Annotated in this window: 19 protein-coding genes; 7 read left to right on the top strand and 12 right to left on the bottom strand. The window is 73.6% G+C overall.

Going from position 1 to position 18,962, the window contains the following annotated elements:
* Positions 1–177 precede the first annotated feature (177 nt).
* Complete coding sequence (tatA, locus tag AB0946_RS36255) at positions 178–426, bottom strand: Sec-independent protein translocase subunit TatA (RefSeq protein ID WP_366764962.1); 249 nt, start codon at positions 424–426, stop codon at positions 178–180.
* A gap of 120 nt (positions 427–546) precedes the next feature.
* Positions 547–2,172 carry a phospholipid carrier-dependent glycosyltransferase gene (locus AB0946_RS36250; protein WP_366764960.1) on the bottom strand — a complete coding sequence of 542 codons (1,626 nt, stop codon included), beginning with the start codon at positions 2,170–2,172 and terminating at the stop codon, positions 547–549.
* A 203-nt stretch (positions 2,173–2,375) separates the two neighbouring features.
* Between AB0946_RS36250 and AB0946_RS36245 the strand changes: the two genes are divergently transcribed.
* Complete coding sequence (locus tag AB0946_RS36245; protein WP_366764959.1) at positions 2,376–3,176, top strand: SDR family NAD(P)-dependent oxidoreductase; 801 nt, start codon at positions 2,376–2,378, stop codon at positions 3,174–3,176.
* A 100-nt stretch (positions 3,177–3,276) separates the two neighbouring features.
* Here the strand turns inward: AB0946_RS36245 and AB0946_RS36240 are convergent, their stop codons facing one another.
* The gene (locus AB0946_RS36240; protein WP_366764958.1) at positions 3,277–3,903 is read right to left on the bottom strand and encodes a TetR family transcriptional regulator; all 627 of its coding nucleotides are present in this window, start codon (positions 3,901–3,903) and stop codon (positions 3,277–3,279) included.
* A 38-nt stretch (positions 3,904–3,941) separates the two neighbouring features.
* Between AB0946_RS36240 and AB0946_RS36235 the strand changes: the two genes are divergently transcribed.
* Complete coding sequence (locus AB0946_RS36235; protein WP_366764957.1) at positions 3,942–4,151, top strand: hypothetical protein; 210 nt, start codon at positions 3,942–3,944, stop codon at positions 4,149–4,151.
* Between the two features lie 4 nt (positions 4,152–4,155).
* Here the strand turns inward: AB0946_RS36235 and AB0946_RS36230 are convergent, their stop codons facing one another.
* The gene (locus AB0946_RS36230; RefSeq protein WP_366764956.1) at positions 4,156–4,647 is read right to left on the bottom strand and encodes a hypothetical protein; all 492 of its coding nucleotides are present in this window, start codon (positions 4,645–4,647) and stop codon (positions 4,156–4,158) included.
* Between the two features lie 227 nt (positions 4,648–4,874).
* On the opposite strand from AB0946_RS36230, the gene dacB reads away from it, so the two are divergent.
* From dacB to AB0946_RS36215, 3 genes are all read left to right on the top strand, one after another.
* A complete protein-coding gene (gene dacB, locus AB0946_RS36225) occupies positions 4,875–6,263 on the top strand; it encodes a D-alanyl-D-alanine carboxypeptidase/D-alanyl-D-alanine-endopeptidase (protein ID WP_366764955.1) in 1,389 nt (462 codons plus the stop codon).
* A 284-nt stretch (positions 6,264–6,547) separates the two neighbouring features.
* Positions 6,548–7,687 carry a ricin-type beta-trefoil lectin domain protein gene (locus AB0946_RS36220; RefSeq protein ID WP_366764954.1) on the top strand — a complete coding sequence of 380 codons (1,140 nt, stop codon included), beginning with the start codon at positions 6,548–6,550 and terminating at the stop codon, positions 7,685–7,687.
* Positions 7,688–7,718: 31 nt separating this feature from the next.
* Positions 7,719–8,681 (top strand): helix-turn-helix domain-containing protein, encoded by a 963-nt coding sequence (locus AB0946_RS36215; protein WP_366764953.1) that lies wholly within the window; start codon positions 7,719–7,721, stop codon positions 8,679–8,681.
* Between the two features lie 61 nt (positions 8,682–8,742).
* Here the strand turns inward: AB0946_RS36215 and AB0946_RS36210 are convergent, their stop codons facing one another.
* From AB0946_RS36210 to AB0946_RS36190, 5 genes are all read right to left on the bottom strand, one after another.
* Positions 8,743–9,333, bottom strand: a complete 591-nt coding sequence (locus tag AB0946_RS36210) for a flavoprotein (RefSeq protein WP_366764952.1) — start codon at positions 9,331–9,333, stop codon at positions 8,743–8,745.
* Between the two features lie 31 nt (positions 9,334–9,364).
* Positions 9,365–9,556 (bottom strand): hypothetical protein, encoded by a 192-nt coding sequence (locus AB0946_RS36205; protein ID WP_366764951.1) that lies wholly within the window; start codon positions 9,554–9,556, stop codon positions 9,365–9,367.
* Between the two features lie 112 nt (positions 9,557–9,668).
* Positions 9,669–10,415, bottom strand: a complete 747-nt coding sequence (locus tag AB0946_RS36200) for a TetR/AcrR family transcriptional regulator (protein WP_366764950.1) — start codon at positions 10,413–10,415, stop codon at positions 9,669–9,671.
* Between the two features lie 204 nt (positions 10,416–10,619).
* Complete coding sequence (locus tag AB0946_RS36195; RefSeq protein ID WP_366764949.1) at positions 10,620–11,285, bottom strand: TetR family transcriptional regulator; 666 nt, start codon at positions 11,283–11,285, stop codon at positions 10,620–10,622.
* Between the two features lie 131 nt (positions 11,286–11,416).
* Complete coding sequence (locus AB0946_RS36190) at positions 11,417–12,235, bottom strand: oxidoreductase (protein ID WP_366764948.1); 819 nt, start codon at positions 12,233–12,235, stop codon at positions 11,417–11,419.
* A gap of 345 nt (positions 12,236–12,580) precedes the next feature.
* Here AB0946_RS36190 and AB0946_RS36185 point away from each other — a divergent pair, with 345 nt between their 5' ends.
* Positions 12,581–14,152: a CehA/McbA family metallohydrolase gene (locus tag AB0946_RS36185; protein ID WP_366764947.1), complete on the top strand. Its 1,572-nt coding sequence runs from the start codon at positions 12,581–12,583 to the stop codon at positions 14,150–14,152.
* 385 nt (positions 14,153–14,537) lie between these two features.
* On the opposite strand, the gene AB0946_RS36180 is transcribed toward AB0946_RS36185, so the two are convergent.
* The 3 genes from AB0946_RS36180 to cseB all read right to left on the bottom strand — a co-directional run bounded on the left by AB0946_RS36180 (position 14,538) and on the right by cseB (position 17,692).
* Complete coding sequence (locus AB0946_RS36180) at positions 14,538–15,569, bottom strand: D-alanyl-D-alanine carboxypeptidase (RefSeq protein ID WP_366764946.1); 1,032 nt, start codon at positions 15,567–15,569, stop codon at positions 14,538–14,540.
* 148 nt (positions 15,570–15,717) lie between these two features.
* A complete protein-coding gene (locus tag AB0946_RS36175; RefSeq protein ID WP_366764945.1) occupies positions 15,718–16,962 on the bottom strand; it encodes a HAMP domain-containing sensor histidine kinase in 1,245 nt (414 codons plus the stop codon).
* Position 16,963: 1 nt separating this feature from the next.
* Positions 16,964–17,692: a two-component system response regulator CseB gene (gene cseB, locus AB0946_RS36170; protein WP_366764944.1), complete on the bottom strand. Its 729-nt coding sequence runs from the start codon at positions 17,690–17,692 to the stop codon at positions 16,964–16,966.
* A gap of 211 nt (positions 17,693–17,903) precedes the next feature.
* Between cseB and AB0946_RS36165 the strand changes: the two genes are divergently transcribed.
* Positions 17,904–18,794: a class I SAM-dependent methyltransferase gene (locus tag AB0946_RS36165; RefSeq protein ID WP_366764943.1), complete on the top strand. Its 891-nt coding sequence runs from the start codon at positions 17,904–17,906 to the stop codon at positions 18,792–18,794.
* The last annotated feature ends 168 nt before the right edge of the window (positions 18,795–18,962 follow it).

Genomic DNA, 18,962 nt, shown 5'->3' with positions numbered 1-18,962 from the left:
GCCGGTGCCCGCCTGCTCGCGGGTCGGCGCGTGCGAGCAGCACCTGATCAGTGTCGGGGAACCGACATTGCGCACACATCCGTCGAATGACTGCGTCACCGGTGCGACGGCGTCTTCGGACTCTGCGTCGGACGACTGTCCCGTTTCGCACGGCCACGGCCGCCCGGGCGGCGGCGGTCAGCGTTCGGTGGCGGGCCCTGTCGTGGCGGGCCCGGCGGCCGGGGTGCGGGCGTCCTGCGCAGCGGCGGAGGCGGTGGACCCCTCGACGGCGTCGTCCTCCCGCATCGCCCGGGCCTCGCTCTTGAGGATGCGCATCGAGCGGCCCAGACCGCGGGCCGCGTCGGGGAGCTTCTTCGACCCGAACAGCGCGATGAGCACGACCGCGACGATGAGCAGGTGCCAGGGTTCCAGTCCGTTGCGAAGCATGGGGTGTTCTCCTCGAGTCGGTTCTGGTGTGAGTTGTCAGTTGTCAGGTGTCAGGTGTCAGTACACAGAGCGGAACACATATGCGCCTTTCGCGCAATACCGGCAACCTGATACGTGCCGTCAGACCCACGTGTCGAGCCACATCCTGCTGTGCCAGTCGGCGTACGGGATCGTCTGCCCGGTGTAGAGCGGGAAGAAGTGGACGAAGTTCCAGGCGATGAGCAGGACGAGCACACCCGCGGCCACCGCGCCCACCGTGCGGCGTCCGCGGTCGGCGCCCGGCGGTCCGGCCATGGCTCCCAGCAGCATCGTGACGGCCAGGCACAGGTAGGGCACGAGGATCACCGCGTAGAAGGAGAAGATCGTGCGGTCCTGGTAGAGGAACCAGGGCAGATAGCCGGCGCCCGTCGCGCACAGGACGGCGCCGGCCCGCCAGTCGCGGCGCAGCGCCCACCGGTAGAGCAGGTACACCAGGGCGCAGCACGCCGACCACCACAGCAGCGGTGTGCCGAGGGCGAGGACCGTCTGCGAGCAGCCGGCCGCCGTGTGGCAGCCGTCCTGCCCGGCTTTCGGCCCCTCGTAGTGGAACAGCACGGGCCGGCCCAGGACCAGCCAGCTCCAGGGGTTGGACTCGTACGAGTGGGGCGAGTGCAGCCCCACGTTGAACCGGTAGACCCCGTACTCGTAGTACCACCAGCTGCGCAGCGGGGCGGGAACCCATGACCAGGTGCCGCCGCGGCCGTCGGCCCAGTGGCGTCCGTATCCCTCGCCGGACAGGAACCAGCCGGTCCAGGTCGCCAGGTACGTGGCCGCGGCGACCGGGACCAACGACAGGAACGACCAGCCGAGGTCCTTGCGCAGCACCGCCCGGTACGGGCGGCGGGCCCCGGCGACGCGGCGGGCACCGACGTCCCACAGCACGGTCAGGACCACGAAGAACGCGAGGACGTAGAGCCCGTTCCATTTGGTGGAGGCCGCCAGTCCCAGGAAGAGGCCGGCGGCGAGCCGCCAGGGGCGGACCCCGGTCCCGGCACGGTCCCCGGTGCGCGCGTCCGGGCGCGCCCGGCCGTCCGCGCCGACGGGCAGGGCCGCCGCGAGCCGGGCCCGTGCGTGGTCCCGGTCGATCAGCAGGCAGCCGAACGCCGCCAGGACGAAGAACATCACCACGAGGTCCAGCAGCGCGGTACGGCTCATCACGAGGTGCAGACCGTCCAGCGCCATCAGCGCGCCGGCCAGGCAGCCCAGCAGCGTCGAACGGAACAGGCGGCGGCCTGTGCGGCACAGCATGAGCACCGACAGGGTGCCGAGGGCCGCGGTCATGAACCGCCAGCCGAACGGGTTCAGGCCGAACATCCACTCGCCGAGGGCGATCACCCACTTGCCCGTCGGCGGGTGCGCGACGAAGGCCCCGGTGTCGGAGAGCGGGACCACCCGGGGGTGCGCGAGGGTCTGCGGGTCGGTGATCCTGCGGTCCGGCCAGCTGCCCTCGTAGCCGAGCCGCAGCAGGGACCAGGCGTCCTTGGCGTAGTAGGTCTCGTCGAAGACGAGGCCGCGCGGCCGGCCGAGGTGCCGGAAACGGACCGCTCCGGCCAGGACGGCGACGAGCAGCGGCCCCAGCCAGTCCATCGCCTTCGCGACGCGCTGCGCACGCGCCGGATCGAGACCTGTGCGCTCCCACAGACGGACCGCCGGCTTCGGGAAGGGCGGAACAAGACGCCGGCGGGTATCGGTTCCCGGGCCTGCCATGCGTCCGGGGGCACGCGTCGCGCTGTGTGGGTGCACTGCTGTCGCCTTGTTCCTTCGCCTGTCGCCTGCCACTGAGGATGCCGCTCGGGTCGTGCGGGTTCCAGGGTCACCACGGGAGTATGGAAGTCTACGGCTGTATACTTAGTTCCTGTGACACACGTTTCCTGCCGTCACGGCATGGAATCCCAGGAGAGAGAGCAGGAATGAACCTCAATCTGACCGGCAAGCGCGCACTCGTCACCGGTTCGAGCAGCGGGCTCGGTGAGGCCACCGCGAAGCTGCTGGCGGCGGAAGGCGCGGCGGTCGTGGTGCACGGCCGGGGCAAGGAACGCACGGAGAAGGTCGCGCGGGAGATCCGCGAGGCCGGCGGGACCGCCATCGCGGTCCTCGGCGACCTGTCCGACGACGAGGCCGCCGCCGGGGTCGCCCGTGCGGCCACCGCCGACGGTCCCGTCGACATCCTCGTCAACAACGCCGGCTTCTACCGGCACCTGTCGTGGGCGCAGGCGAGCCCCGACGAGTGGCGGGACACCTACAACGTCAACGTCGTCTCGGGTGTCCGGATGATCCAGCACCTGGTCCCGGCGATGCGGGAGCGTGGCTGGGGACGGGTCGTGACGATCGGCGGCGGGCTCGCCTCCCAGCCGATGAACACCCACCCGCAGTACAACGCCACCCTGGCGGCCCGGCACAACCTGGCCGTGTCCCTGGCCCGTGAGCTGAAGGGCACCGGCGTCACCTCCAACGTGGTGTCACCCGGCGCGATCCTGGTGGAGGCCACCAGGGAACTCGTCACCGGGATCGGGCCCGCCCGCGGCTGGGGCCACACCTGGGAGGAGATCCAGCCCAACGCCGTCGAGGCACTCATCCCCAACGACCAGGAGCGGTTCGGCGAGCCGGACGAGATCGCGGCGGCGGTGGCGTACCTGTGCAGCGGCTACGCCCAGTACGTCAGCGGAGCGACGATCCGCGTGGACGGCGGGCTCATCCGGTCCGCGTTCTGAGCGCGAGTGGGCGGCACGCCCGCCGACGCACTCCGGGCGGGACGCGGACGGGACGGCGTCGGCGTCGGACCGTACGACGTGACCTCCTGACGCCGGTGCGCTACCCCTGCGTGCCGTCCGGGCCGGCGTCGGGCGTGGGCCCGGGTGGGGCGTCGGTCTCGCCGGTGACCGGGCGGAGCATGTCGGCGAGGATCTCCGCGAGGCGTTCGTTGTCGGCCGCCGCGAGCGCGGTGATGCCGACGACGCTGCGCAGCAACCACGTACCGGCGACCAGCGCGAGTCCCAGCTGAGCGCGGACGTCCGCGTCGGACCCGCCGAGCAGCCCGGCGAGCCGGGCACCCACGTGGGTCTCGACGCCGCGCCGGACGATGCCCGCCGCCTCCGGGTCCGATGCCGAGCGCAGCAACAGCAGGAACGGGTCGAGCCGCTCGGCGCCGGGTGTCGTCCGCTCGGCGAGCGTGCGGGCGATGGAGTCCGCCAGACCGGGGAGTTCGTCGCCGACGATGGTCGGTGGGCCGAAGGCGCGGTCGACGGCCTGGGCGAACAGGCCCTCCTTGGAGCCGAAGTAGCGGTTGATCATCATCGCCGTGACACCCGCCCGCTCGGCGATCTGCCGCACCCCGGCCCGGGCGTAGCCGTGCTCGGTGAATTCGACGACCGCGGCAGCGAGGATAGCCTCGCGCGTCGCGGCGCCGTCGCGTTTACGGGCGGGATGTGCGGCGCTCATGGGGAGGAGCATACGTGGGGCCCCTCGACCCCCGGCGTGTGCCTGCACCCCAGGACAGCGCGGCGGCGACCCGGCGCACCGGCAGCACCGTCGCGATCACCGGTGAGGCTCCCGCCCCGAGGCGGCGTGAAGCGGCCTTCGCGCGGTTCACCGAGAACGGCCACACCTGTGTCGTACGGCAGGACGCCTCGGGCGCGCTGACACGGGGCGAGGCGGTCCGCGCCCTCACACGCGGAGCGCCCCCGTAAGGGTTCACCGGACGCGGACCACCTCCAGGCGGCTCGGTCCTGCGTCCCCGCCGCGCAGGGTGATGTCGAACAACAGCCGTCCCGCACCGGGGCGCAGCGTCGTCTCGTCTCCCGGCCCCACCACCTGCCGCGGGCCTTCCTCGCGCACGCCCGGCCGCCGGCCCGCCAGGTACGACACGTACACCGTGGCGCGCCCCGGGTTGCGGACCGTCACCTGCGACGTCCGCCGGCACCGCGCACCGTCGTGGCGCCGGTCGGCGCAGACGTACCGCAGGTCGCCGAAGCCGTACGTCCCACAGGACAGCTCCATGCCGCGCGGGAGCGCCGACCGGCACACCCGGCCCGCGGTCACACGGTCGGCGGCCACGTCACCGGCGTGGTCCGGGGGCTCGCCGGTCCGGCCGGCGAACCAGCACCCGGCCACGGCCAGCCCCAGCATGACGGCCCACGCACCCGTCGCGGGCCACCGGGCGTTCTCCCGGCGTGCGGACTTCATCGGACGGTACCCTCCCCGTGTCACACCGGCCCGGTGGCACGCGAAGGACCGGCACGGTGTGCCGCCTTCCCGCCCCGAGACATCTGTCTCAGTCTAGGCACACGCACGGGTTACCTCGGTGTGAAGAAGTGGTGGCGAGGCACGGAAGCAGTGCGGATGCCGGGGGGCGACGGAGTAGCGTGCGCGCCGGTCCACTTCACACGTATCCCGATCGAACCCTGGAATCCATGAACCACTCCTCAGCGGAATCACCAGCGGAGACACCGACCGATTCCTTCGTGCCGGGCGGCCGGCGCCGGCACCGCAGGACGAGGCGGGGCGGCGCGGGTCTGCGGCGCACCGTCGTGCTGGCGTTGGCGGTGCCCGTCGCCTCGGCCGCGCTGGCCGGTCCCTCGGCCTTCGCCGCCGGCGACGGCACCACGGCCACGGGCGGCGGCACGTCCGGGCACGCGGACCTGGCCGGCCCCGGCGACCGGCAGATGGCCGCCAACCTGGACTCCCGCGTGCTCGACCAGCGGCTGGGCTCCGACGTGAGCGGCGTGGTCCTGGACGCGGACTCCGACGAAACCCTGTGGGACCACAACGGCGCCACCGCGCTGATGCCGGCCTCCAACGTCAAGCTGGCCACGTCGACCGCCGCCCTGACCGTGCTGGGCCCCGAGCACCGGTTCACCACCAAGGTCGTCTACGGCCACGGCACCCTCACCCTCGTCGGCGGCGGTGACCGCACCCTCGGCAGCGCCGACCTCGCGGAACTCGCGACGACCGCGGTCGCCGGGCTGAGGAAGGCGGGCCTGACCACGGTGAAGGTCGCCGTGGACGACAGTCTGTTCCCCGCACCGACCCTCGCCGACGGCTGGAACGACGGCTACTACCCGGACTCCGTCGCCCCGGTCCGCGCCCTCGTCGTCGACGGCCGCGGCGTCCAGGACACCTCCCTCGACGCGGGGCGGACCTTCGCCGGGCTGCTCGCCCAGGCCGGCGTCACCGTCGACGGCGAGGTCACGCGCGGCACGGCGCACCGCGGCGACGTACCGGTCGCGCGCCACCGGTCGGCCCCGCTGGCGGACATCGTCAAGAAGATGCTCAAGACCAGCGACAACGACATCGCCGAGACCCTGCTGCGGATGACCGCCCTGGGCGCGGGACGCCCCGCCACCTTCGAGGGCGGCACCGAGGTCGTACGCCAGGTGCTCAGCCACCGCTACGGCGTGTCCCTCGACAACTTCGTCGTCCACGACGGCAGCGGCCTGTCCCGCAGCGACCGCATCCCGGCGGCCACCCTCGCGCAGATCCTCGAATTGGTCACGGAGCCCCGCTACGCGCACATCCTGGGCTCCGTCCTGGACGGCCTGCCGGTCGCCGGTGAGGCCGGCTCCATCCTCGGCCCGGAGTGGGGCCGGTTCGACGACCCGGACTCCCGCTGCGCGGTCGGCAAGGTGCAGGCCAAGACCGGCACCCTCACCGGGGCCGTCGCCCTGAGCGGTCTGACCCGGACCGACGACGGCGAGTGGCGGGTCTTCTCCTTCGTCGAGAACGGCTCCACGGCCGCTCCGAACGACATCAAGGACGCGATGGACGGTCTGGCCGCGACCGTGAACGGCTGCTGGGCCTGAGGTTTTCGGCGAGGCGAGCGGGTGCCGGGCACCAGGCGCCGCCCGGCCGTGAGGTCGGGTGGCGTTCGTGTGTGCGCGGCGGCGTTCGTGTACGCGGTGGCGTCCGCGCCGGTTCGAGTCCCCATGCGCGGACCCGTATGAGTCGCATGTCACACCTCCCGGGCGTGAACCCCGAGCGGCGGCGGATCCGCTCCATGTGTGGCAGGGCCGGACCGCGCCGCAGACGCGTCGGGCACCCCCCGCGACACTGCCACCCACGCTCCGGCTCCGCTGGAAAGGAACCCATGCAGCCTCCACACACGCCCCGGCCGGCGGGGGATCTCCCCAGGAGAGTCCCCGGCAGCGCCAGACCCGTCGGTCCCGGCTCCGGGCCCGGCCAGGACGGCACTGCGGCCGGCGCGGCGCGGTCCGCACCGGACGGCGGTGACCGGGCGCCCGACGCGGCCGGGAGCGGCACCTCCCTGCCCCGGCTCACCCGGATCTCCTCGCTGGGATCGCGCAGGAACGCCGGCCGCGCCGGCGGGACGCCGCCCCCGGCGGCCGACGGCACGGTGGGCGGCTCCGCCGGGGACGAACCCGGCGACGCCTTCGCACGCCGCGCCGACACGGACGGCGGTCCCGCCCCGGACCCGGTGGTCTCCCTCGGACCGGCCCGGCGGGGCGCGGGCGCCAGGACCCGGCGTGAGGGGCTGCGCGGTGCCCTCGGTGTCGTGGGCGTCGTCGGGCTGCTGGCGGCGGGCGGTGTCCTGCTGACCCTGGCCCTGGTCAACGGTCACGGCGACGGCAGGCGCGGCGGGGCCTCGGTAACGGTCGACTCCCGTGGTCGCGGCGCGGACGTCATCGACGGGCTCGGCGACGTGTCGGCGCCCCCGGTGAAGGCGTCCGCGACCGGCCCCGGCGAGAAGACCGGCGCTTCCCGGGAGCCCGCGTCCGCCTCGCCCGGCAGCAGTGCGCCCGGCAAGGACCCGGCGTCCCCCGTACGGCGTCCCACCACCACGGCGAAGGCCACACACGGGACCGGGACGCCCGCTCCGGCCGCGGCGCCCGGGGTGAACGTGTTCAGCCACGCCTCGCAGCGCTGCATAGCCGTCGTGGGCGGCAAGGCCGTGCCGGGCGCGGGCCTGATGATCTGGGACTGCTCGCAATCCGCCGCGCAGCACTGGGCGTTCACGGGCGGGACCATGCGGGCGCTCGGCATGTGCGTGCGGCTCGCTAACGGCTCGACCGCCGACGGGACGGACCTAGAACTCGCCCCGTGCGACGGGAGCCCGGCGCAGCGGTTCACGCTGAACGTCCGGCACGACGTGGTCAGCACCCTCGCCGACAAGTGCACCGACGTCCGGGACAACGGCACGGACAACGGCACCCGGCTCCAGCTGTGGTCCTGCTCCGGCAGCCCCAACCAGAAGTGGTCCACGTCCTGAGCACCCCGTGCGGCCAGCCATCATGGAGAACATGAACACCTGCCCACGGCCCGTCGCGCGCACCGTGTGGTCCAGCGCGGACGTCGACACCTCCGACGCGTTCGCGTACTGGGCCGACGTCATCTGTGACACGTTCGTCGGGGTGGCGGTGCGCCCCGCGCCGGGCGCGGCCTTCGAGGGGCGGATCGAACACTCCGTCCTGGACGGGATCGGCTTCGCCGAGCTGACCGCGGGCCCCCAGCAAGTGGCCCGGACACCCCGGCTGATCGGACGCGACCACGAGGACGTCCTCCTCGCCAACATCCAGCTGCGCGGCCGGGGCAGGCTGGAGCAGAGCGGTCGGGTGGCCCTGCTCGCGCCGGGGACGATCGCCTTCGTCGACAGCACCCGTCCCTACGCGCTGGACTTCGACGACGACTTCTCCCAGCTGGTGGTCAAGGTGCCCGTATCCAGGCTGGCGCACCGCTCGCCGGCCGGGGCGGCCGGCGTCGAGCTGGGCGCCTCGGGCCCCGGCCGGGTCATCGCGGACTTCCTCGTCGGCCTCAACCGGTTGCAGGGCCGGGATGCCGGGGCGGCGGCCGCGCTGCTGCCGCACGCCGTCGACCTGCTGGACACCGGTCTGGCCTGGGCCGCGGGCAGCGCGCCGCCGGAGGCGTCCGCCGCGGCGCTGACCCGCGAACGGATCCACCGGTTCGTGCGCCGGCACGCCACCGACCCCAGCCTCGACGCCGCCGGGGTGGCCGCGGGCTGCGGAATCTCCCGGCGCACGATGTACCGCGCGCTGGCCGCGTACGGCGAATCGCTCACCGAGCTGATCCGCCGGCTCCGGGTGTCACACGCCCAGCGGCTGGTGCGGTCGCACCCCGAGCGCCCTCTCGCCGCCGTGGCCCACGCGTGCGGATTCGGCGGCGAGGCGCAACTGCACCGGGCGTTCCGGACGGTCACGGGCATGACGCCCGGCGCCTACCGTGCCGGGCGGCCGGGCGCGCGGTGACGGTCCGGTGATGCGGCGCCGAGGGGGACGCGGCGGATTCCCGGCCCCCCCGGTGCCGCGCTCAGCCGTCCTCGGGCCGGCGCGGGGGCATGAACTCCCGGACGGTCTCGACGAACCGGGGCGGGGCCGGCGGCATGGGAGCCTTGACGAGCTGCTTCAGACCGACGTCGTAGCGCTGTCCCCACTGCGGGTCGACGACGTGGTAGCCGTCCTGGCGGAGCTGGTCGACGTTGCGCTGGACGGCGGGCTTGAGCCACATCTCGCCGGTCATCACCGGGAAGAACACCACGGGGAAGTCGGCGGCGGCGATCGTCGCGGTCAGCATGTTCGGCACGGCGCCCGTGGCGGTGGCGGAGAGCATGTTGGCGGTGGCCGGCAGGACGGCCATCATGTCGTGCTCCGCCGCGAGGGTCGCCTGGTTCTCGCGGGCCCAGCCGTCCGGCGCGGCGCCCGTGACCACCCGGTCCGCGAACAGGCCGACGGTGTGCGGCGGGAGGAACGTGGCGGCGGTGTGCGTCATCAGGACGGTGACGGTCCCGGTGAACGTGGTGCGCAGCGCGTTGACGTACATCGGGAGCATGGCGATCGCGGCGGAGCCGGTGGCGCCGATGAGCAGGCGTCCACCGAAGACGGACGGGTCGTTACTGGTCATGTCCCCACGATGCTCCGCCAGACGGGACGGGTTACGACCGTATGTGCCACGACGGCTGACCATCCGTGCCGACGTCATCCGCGCGTGGCCCCGCCGCGTCGGCCAGCCGGTTCAGCCACTCGCGCAGCAGACCCAGCTCGGCGGGACTGAGCGCCACGGTGCCCTCCCGGTCGAGGGCGGCGAGCAGCATCATGGCACTGAGGGGGACGTCGTCACGGGTCATGCGCCCCACGATGCTCCGCCGCGCCGGACGAAGTGTGACCGTGTGCGCCATGACGGCTGACCGTCCGTGCCGGGCGAAGGGTGATCCTTGCCGGGCGGAGTGTGTGACCGTGTCAGCCGCCCGTCGCGTCGGCCAGCCGGTTCAGCCACTCGCGCAGCAGACTCGACTCGGCGGGACTGAGCGCCACGGTGCCCTCCCGGTCGAGGGCGGCGAGCAGCGCCATGGCATTGCCGGCCACGGTGGCCCGGGGAACTCCGTCGTCGCCGGCGCCGTGCTGCGCGGGCGGAAGCGTCAGGGTGCTGATCACCATCTCGCGTGCCGTGTCGGCGGTCCGCGGGTCGCGGGCGTCCTCGGGCAGGCTCATCAGCGTGAGGATCGTGCCCACGCCGGCGGAATGCATGACCTCGGTGGCGCGTTCGACGCTCATCCGCAGCCGCCCCGCCGCGGCCACTCGGGTGATCATGTGCCGCAGGGCGGCGGCGGCCCGCCGTCCGGCCTGCGGGATGTGGCCGGGGCGGACCTGGCCGTAGACGAGCGAGTAGTAGGCCGGGTGCTCGAGTCCGAAGCGGATGTGCAGGTCCCACGCCTCGCGCAGCGCCTGCACCGGGTCGTCGTCGGTGAGCAGTTCGGCCTTCACCTCGAGGTAGCGCCGGAAACCGTGCTCCGCGACCTCTTCGAGCAGCCCCTCCTTGTCCCCGAAGATCCGGAAGATCGACGGGGTCGGCACGCCGGCGCGGGCGGCGACGGCACGGGTCGACACCGCGTCCAGGCCGCCCTCCTCCAGGAGCCGGGCGGCGGCCAGGACGATCTTCTGCCGCAGTGTCGGTCCTGCCTGCTGCGGTGCCGTCTGCGTGGTCATGGATCGACGATATCAGCGTGGCGGATCACCGATCCCGTCACCTGTTCAGATGTGACCAAGCCTCACGTGACAGGTCGGCAGGAGCGGCCTGGACGGCGACGGCTTCAACGTCGCCAATCACTGTGGCCCGGCGTCGTACGGCCCGGCGCGTGCCGCCGGGACCCGCCGCTCCGGCAGGAGTCCGGGCCGGGCCGGCCGCTCGCGTCAGCCCAGGCTCAGCAGCCCGGCGACGGTGACGTGCAGGGTACGGCCCAGCCGCTCGGCGAAGTCCACCTTCGTACCGGCGAGTTCCGGGTCCTCCTGGGCCTCGGCGACAGCCGGTGAGGGGTGGGCGAAGGGCCAGAGCCCGGCCGTGCACACGACGGTCAGGGAGACCAGTTCGCGGGCGGCGGCCGGGGTCAGCGCGGTGATGTGCCGGCGCAGCAGATCCGCCAGCGTGCCCAGCAGCCGGACGTGGGCGAGCTTGAAGGCGCGCGCGGACTCGGCGGAGATGTTCCGTTCGAGTTCGGAACCCAGCGCGCTCAGCAGGTCGCACAGCAGGGACCGGCGGGCCAGGGACCGGGCCAGGGCACCCGTCACGGTCTCCGGCGAGCCGGCACCGGCGGTCGGCAGGTCGGCGGGCAGTTCCTCGACCCACTCGGCGAGGGACCGGTTGAGCAGTGCGAAGAACACCGCCTCCCGAGTCTCGAAGTACCGTACGACGTTGGTCTTCGACAGCCCCACCCGCCGGCTCAGCTCCCGCAGGCTGATCTCGCTGACCGGCATCTCCGTCAGCAGCTGTGTCGCGGCTTCGAGGATGGCCCGCTTGCGGACCTCACGCTGCTCGGCGCTGCGCGCGCGCTGGAAGTCCGTCGGCCGGTCGTCTGTCATCGTCGCTTCCCCAGGGAACTCCTCCACGGCCCGCACCCGGTGCCGCCCGCCGCAACCCTACGCTCCGCCGGGACGGTCCCGGAGGACGGCCCCGACGGGGGTGTGCGAACCTGCTCGCCGCACGGCGACCGTCACACGGACTCGCTCACATGGCGCCACTCGGCGTCCTGGGCGGCGAGCCGGCCGGCCATGTCCTGCGCGACAGCCACGGCGTCCTTGCCGAGCAGCAGGCGCAGCGGCGGCTCCGCGGTCTCCGTGATGTCCAGCAGGACCCGGGCGATGCGGGCCGGGTCGCCCGGCTGCTTGCCGTCCTGCCCGCGGATGGCAGCGACGGCACCGCCGACGACGTGCTCGTAGGGTGCGCTGACGGGCGGGGTGGCCATGGAGGAGCCGGCCCAGTCGGTGCGCATGCCGCCCGGCTCGGCGACGGTCACCTTGATGCCGAGGGGGGCCACTTCCTTGGCCAGCACCTCGGAGAAGCCGCCGACCGCCCACTTGGCCGCCTGGTAGGCGCCCAGGCCCGGGACGCCCACGCGTCCGCCGACGGAGGAGATCTGGATGACGTGCCCGGAGCCCTGCTCGCGCAGGACCGGCAGGGCGGCGCGGGTGACGTTGACGACGCCGAAGAGGTTGGCGTCGATCTGCGCGCGGAAGGCCTCGTCGGTCATGTCCTCGATGGCGGCCATGTCGGCGTAGCCGGCGTTGTTCACCACCACGTCCAGACCGCCGAACGCCTCGACGGCCGCCCGCACGGCCCTCCGCGCGGCGGCGGCGTCGGTGACGTCCAGCGTGACGAGGCGGACCTTGTCGCCGTACTTCTCGGCGAGGGCGCCGAGCGCCTCGGTACGCCGGGCGGTGGCCACCACGTTGTGCCCGGCTTCCAGGACGGACTCGGCGAGGGTACGGCCCAGTCCGCGGGAGCTTCCGGTGATCAGCCAGGTCTTGCTCATGGTTGTTGCCTCGGTTTCTGTGCGGGCGGCGCCGTGCGGCCCGGTGGCAGGGGCAATTGCTGACCCGTAAGAGGCCAGTGGAACTTTACTGACCCCACGATAAAGGTCCAGTGGTCTCTTGTCGAGTCCGGCGCGGGGCGGCGAGAACCGCCACGCGCACGCCGCGCTCCCGCCGGCCGGCGAGCGTCGTCCCGGCTTCAACCAACCGTGGTGAGGGTTTCGCCGAAGAGTGCGTGGTGTTTCACTTCGGCCGACGAATGTGCCGGGGTCACCGGACACCGCACACACTCAGGAGGGGACCGCATGTGCCAGAACGGAACATGTGAGCACGGATCGAGCCCGGCCATGGAGAGCACGGCCGGCATGGGCCGCAGGGGCCTGCTCATGGCGGGCGGGGTGCTCGGCGCGGCCGGCGCGCTGACCCTCGCGCCCGTCCGCTTCGCCGAGGCCGACGAGGCCGCACCGGTGGGCGTGCCCGCCGACGGCACGGAGGTGACGCGCACCATCACCGGCCATCTCGCCACGGGCGCCGCCGACTTCGTCCACCTGCCGGTGGAAGTGCCCCGGGGCGTGAACCAGATCGCCGTGTCCTACACGTACGACAAGCCGTCCGTGCCGAGCGGCACGCCGGGCAACGCGTGCGACACCGGCCTCTTCGACGAGCGCGGCACCGCGCTCGGCGGCAAGGGCTTCCGCGGCTGGTCCGGCGGCGCCCGCACCTCCTTCGTCGTCAACAGCGAAGCGGCGACCCCGGGTTACCTGCCCGGCCCGGTCAACCCCGGCACCTGGCACGTCGTCCTCGGCCCCTACCAGGTGGCCCCGCAGGGCATGGACTACTCGGTGACCGTCACCCTGCGCTACGGCCCCGCGGGCTCCCCGTTCAAGCCGAACTACCCGCGCGAGCGCGCCAAGGGCCGCGGCCGGGCCTGGTACCGCGGCGACTGCCACCTGCACACCGTGCACTCCGACGGCAAGCGCCTGCCGTCGGAGGTCGCCGCCGGCGCGCGCGAGGCCGGCCTGGACTTCATCGTCTCCACGGACCACAACACCTCCTCCGCGCACGCGGTCTGGGGCGAGTACGCCGGCCCCGACCTGCTGATCGTCAACGGCGAGGAGATCACCACCCGCAACGGCCACTGGCTGGCGCTCGGCCTGGACAACGGCTCGTGGATCGACTGGCGCTACCGCTCGCGCGACGACGCGTTCCCGCGCTTCGCCCGCCAGGTGCGCCGCCAGGGCGGCCTGGTCGTCCCGGCGCACCCCTACTGCCCGTACGTGGCGTGCCAGTGGAAGTTCGGCTACGAGGACGCCGACGCCGTGGAGGTGTGGAACGGCCCCTGGACCTACGACGACGAGTCCGCCGTCGACACCTGGGACGCGATGCTCGGCACGGCGATGCGCACCGGCGAGGACTGGCTGCCCGCCATGGCCAACAGCGACGCGCACAGCGTGCCGCAGGTCATCGGCCTGCCGCAGACGGTCGTGTACGCCGACGACCTGAGCCGGCCGGCGATCCTGGAGGGCATCCGCGGGGGCCGTAGCTACGTCGCCGAATCCTCGGCCGTCACCGTCGCCTTCACCGCGACCGGCGGCGGCCGTCAGGCCGGCATCGGCGAGACGCTCCGGGTGCCCGCCGACACACCCGTCGACGTGCGCCTTGAGGTGTCGGGGGTGCCGAACGGCACGGTGCGGTTCATCACCGACGAGGGCCAGCTGCACCAGGAGTCGCTGGGCGCCGCCGGCACCGGCACGGTCGTCTGGCGCACCACCGCCTCGCTCGCCGCGTACGTGCGCGCCGAGGTCCGCCACCCGAAGGCGGACGGCACCCCCGGCAAGGGCAACACGATGGGCCCGGACCTCCAGTGGGGCGCGATGGCGGCGCTGACCAACCCGATCGTCCTGCGCATCCAGGACTGAGGGGCCGCGTCGGCCGGCCGACGGGGTGTCCTACGGCGACGGGCACCCCCGGCAGCGGCCGCGGCGTGGGCGTGACGGGCGCGGCGTCCTCGACGCACCGCGCGGAGCCGGCTTCGGGTCCCCGCGGGTGAGCGCCTCCGACACGGCGGGCAACGCGGTGGCCCGCACAGCGGCACGCCCGGGCGGCCACGCCGAGGACCCACCACCGGACGGCCGATCCGCGCACCGCGGCATGCGCGGACGGCCCACGCCGAGGACCCGTCACCGGACAGCCGATCCGTGCACCGCGGCATGCGCGGACGGCCCACGCCGAGGACCCACCACCGGACAGCCGATCCGCGCCCCACCCACCCGCCGAGAGCACCCCACCGCCGGGCGCCGCCCGTCACCGCGTGGCCGACCCGGGCGCCGCCACCCACCGCCGCGCGCTCGCGATCAGCGAACGGCCGGCCGTGAGCGCGGCGTCGAGGCCCTGCTCGGAGCCGGTGCCGGCCTGCTGGTGCAGTATGACGCCCAGCACCAGCCGCTGGTGCCCGTCGCGGTCCGGTGCGGTGGCCGCCCACATCAGGTTGCCGCCCGCGGGGGTGCTGGACCCGGTCTTGACGCCGATCACCCCGCCCTCGCCGACCAGGGTGTTGGTGTTGCGGACCGTGCCGGACACCCCGGGCACGCGGGCCTCGCGCTCGGCGACGACGGACCGGAACACCGGGTCGCGCATCACCTGCCGGGCCAGCTTCAGTTGGTCCTCGGAGGTGCTGACCGTCGTCGGGGCGATGCCACTGGGGTCGGTGTACGTGGTGTTCGTCATGCCCAGACCGTGGGCGGCGCGGTTCATCTTCCCGACGAACGCCTCCTCCGAACCGGCGTCCCAACGGGCCAGCATCCGGGCGACGTTGCCGGCGGAGGGAAGCAGCATCAGTTCCAGCACCTGCCGTTCGCTCAGCCGGCGTCCCGCCTCGACCGCCACCGTCGACTCCGCGCCCAGACTGGACTCCTGGGCGGCCCGCGCGTCGACGGTGAGGAGGACGCCACTGCCGCCGGGAGGGATCGGATGGTCGCGCAGGATGACGTACGCGGTCATCACCTTGGTCACGCTGGCCAGCGGAACGGGCTTCTGCGCGCCCCGGGAGCCGAGTGCGCCCCGGGAGCCCGGGCCCTCGACGTAGATGCTGGTCTGTCCCTCCGCCGGCCAGGACAGGGACGTCGGCGACCCGGGGACCGCCGGACGGTCACCGCCGGGGTGCACGACGGTGCCGAGCACCACCAGGGCGGTCAGCGCGCCGACGCCGGCGGTACCGGAGACGAACAGACGCGACCGGAGCGGGCGCCGCCGCCGGGGCGTGCGTCGCCGGCCGGTGGTCGGCGGCACCTGGTCGGGGCACAGCTCGGACTCGCCGGGAACGGTGGCCGGGCACATGGGAACGCACCTCCTGAGGGCAGGTGCGTGACGTCCACGCACCCCGGTCACCTTGCGGGGCAGGTGTGTCCGGGCGGCGGTGGCCGGCGCGCCGGCACCGCTCGGCTGTGCATCCGTCGTGTATCGGGGCCCGGATACGGCGGTGCGGTCAGGGCGCGGCGGGCAGCCGGAGCACGGCCACCGCCCCGCCGTCGGGGGAGTTGGCCAGCTCCAGCCGGGCCCCGATGACCCGTGCCTGGCCCAGCGCGATGGTCAGACCCAGGCCGTGGCCGTGGCCGCGTTCGGCCGCCCCGGTGCGGAACCGCTGCGGTCCGTGGGCCAGCAGGTGGGCGGGATAACCGGGGCCGTGGTCGCGTACGGTGACCGTCGTGCCCGTCACCTCGACCTCGACCGGCGCGCGGCCGTGCCGGTGTGCGTTGGTGACCAGGTTGGCGACGATCCGGTCCAGCCGGCGCGGATCGGTGTCCGCCCACGGCTCCCCGTGCGCCGTGAACCGTGCCCCGAGGCCGGTGCGGGCCAGCGAGTCGCGGATCACGGCGGCCAGCGGCACCGGGCGCGGATCGGCCGTCTCGGCACCCGCGTCGAGCCGGGAGATCTCCAGCAGCTCCTCCACGAGGTTCCGCAGCACCGCCACCCGGTCCCGGACCAGATCGGTGGCCTCGCCCTCGGGCAGCAGGCCGCTCGCCGTGACGAGCCCCATCAGCGGGGTGCGCAGTTCGTGGGCGACGTCGGCGGTGAACCTCTGCTCGGCGAGCAGCCGTTCGTGCAGGCTGTCGGCCATCGCGTCCACGGTGGCGGAGATGGCGCTGATCTCGTCCCCGCCACCGGCCCCGGTCCGTGCGGCCAGGTCGCCGTCCGAGATGCGGCGCGCGGTCCGGGCCACCCGTCGCAGTCTGCGGTGGGGCAGCTCGGCGGCGAGCGCCGACACCGGCACGACGATCCCGAGCACCACCAGCGAGTACTTCCACATGTGCCGGTCCAGCGCCTGCCGGGTGAGCAGATCGGGGGTCATGTCCACGTACACCGCGAAGGGCGCACCCCGGTAGCTGGTCGCCGCCCACATGTCGGGATCCTGGGAATCGCCGTCATACCAGGTGACGGGGTTGTGGACCGGGTCCTTCCGGTCGTGGAGGCGGCGCAGCAGCTCCTCGGGCATGGCCGCGGGGTCCAACTCGTCGCCGGGGGCGGGCGTCCCCTCGCGCGCGTAGCGCTCCACCGAGTGGGACAGGGCGGTCACCGCCTTGGCGGCGCCGTCGTTCATGGAGCGGTCCAGGGTGCTGCGGTGGACCAGCAGTCCGACGGTGAGCGCGACGGCGCAGCAGGCCACGGCCACCAGCAGGGCGATCCTCCAGCGCAGCGAACGCCAGTTGAGCACGGAGCGGACGGTGTCCACGTCAGGTCCGCCGCAGCTTGTAGCCGAAGCCTCGTACGGTCTCGATCCGCTCGGCGCCGATCTTCTTCCGCAGCCGCTGCACACACAGGTCGACCACCCGGGTGTCGCCGTCCCAGCCGTAGTCCCACACTCTGCGAAGGAGCGTCTGCCGGTCGAGGACGATGCCGGGGCTGGCGGCGAACTCCAGCAGCAGCCGCAGCTCGGTGGGGGCCAGCGCGACCGGCTCGCCTCCCCGTGACACCTCCAGCCCGGCCGTGTCGACGGCCAGGTCGCCGAAGACCAGCACGGTGTCCTTCCGCGCGGCCTCGACGGGCGAGGCGTCGGCCGCGACGAAGGTGGCACGGCGCAGCAGTGAGCGGATCCGGGCCACCAGTACGGCGGTGTCCACGGGTTTGACGACGTAGTCGTCGGCGCCGGCCTCCAGCCCCGAGACCACGTCCAGGGCGTCGCCGCGCGCGGACATCATCAGCACGGGCGTCGTGCTGGTCTCCCGGACGCGCCGGCACAGTCCGACACCGTCCAGGTGCGGCAGCATCACGTCCAGCAGCAGCACGTCGTGCCCGCCCTCGCGGAACCGCTCCAGTCCGGTCAGCCCGTCCCCGGCCGTGGTGACCCGGTAGCCGTAGCGCTCCAGGGCGAGCGCGACGGATCTGCGGATCACCTCGTCGTCCTCGACGAGCAGGATCGAGACGGAGACCGGGCGGCCTTCCGGTGCCGGTGCGGCGGACATGTCTTCCCCTCCGGAGGCGGGTGCGGGAACCACCATCATGCCGTCCGGGGTACGGCGACGAGTGGCGGGGGCGGTCATGGCCGGCCTTCGGCGCGGGCCGCCACCGGACGCCGGATCCGGCACCCGCGCACACGTGTCGAGTGAACCCCGGTCCCCCCGGGGACGTTTCAGGCAATGAGACCGCGCACGACACGGCACCGCGGAGAGGAACATGACCGATACCGCCCGAGGAAGCAGCACCGGAGTCGCGGGGGTGGGCGTGACCGCCTTACTGGTCGCCGCGGCCCGCGCGATCGAGACCTCCCGGCCCGACGCACCGGCGCGGGACGAGTACGCGGAGCACTTCGTCCGCGCGGCGCCCGGCTGCGCCGACTGGCCGCGCCGGTTCGACGAGGTGCCCGACGGCGACGCCGATCCGCTGTGGGGACGGCTGGCCCGGTTCTTCGGACTGCGCACCCGCTTCTTCGACGACTTCCTGCTCAGCGCCGCGGCCGGCGGCTGCCGGCAGGCGGTCGTGCTGGGCGCCGGTCTGGACACCCGCGCCCACCGGCTGCCGTGGCCGGAGGGCACCACGGTCTTCGAGATCGACCAGGAGGAGGTACTCGCCTTCAAGCGGTCCGTCCTGGACACGCTCGGGGCCGTGCCGCGGGCCACCCGCGTCGCCCTCGCCGCCGACCTGCGCCAGGACTGGACCGACGCCCTGATCACGGCCGGTTTCGATCCGACGCGCCCGACGGCCTGGCTCGCCGAGGGGCTGGTGCCGTATCTGCCGCCGGCCGCGGAACAGGAACTGCTCGCGACCGTCAACGCGCACAGCGCGCCGGGCAGTGCGCTCGGCTACGAGGTCAAACGCGGGGTGAACCCGGCCGGGCAACGCGACTACCCCGTCTACGCGGCGGTCCGGGACCGGCTCGGCATCGACCTGCTCGCCCTGTTCAGCACCGGACCCCGCCCGGACTCCGTCGCCGATCTCGAAGCGCGGGGCTGGGACACGGCCGTGCACACGCCGTTCGACTTCGCGGGCCGCCACGGCGTCGCCCTGCGCCCGGCGCCGGACGACGCGCTGGCCGCCAACCGCTGGATCCTCGCGGTCCGCTCCTGACGGTCTCGCGCACGGCGGATGACGACGTCGATCCGGCAACACGTGTGAGGGGCACTCCCGGGCGGGCGGGAAGGGGGGAAGGTTCTTTCCCGGGCAGGTTCTTGTCTCTTCCGTGCGGGGGTGGGGTGGCGGAGTGTGGGTGTGTGCCCGGAAAGGGTGCGGCTCCTC

Source organism: Streptomyces sp. NPDC046870 (genome assembly GCF_040704595.1).
Taxonomy (GTDB): domain Bacteria; phylum Actinomycetota; class Actinomycetes; order Streptomycetales; family Streptomycetaceae; genus Streptomyces; species Streptomyces argyrophylli.
The sequence above is the reverse complement of the archived record's forward strand: the minus strand, read 5'-3'. Positions and strand labels throughout refer to the sequence as shown.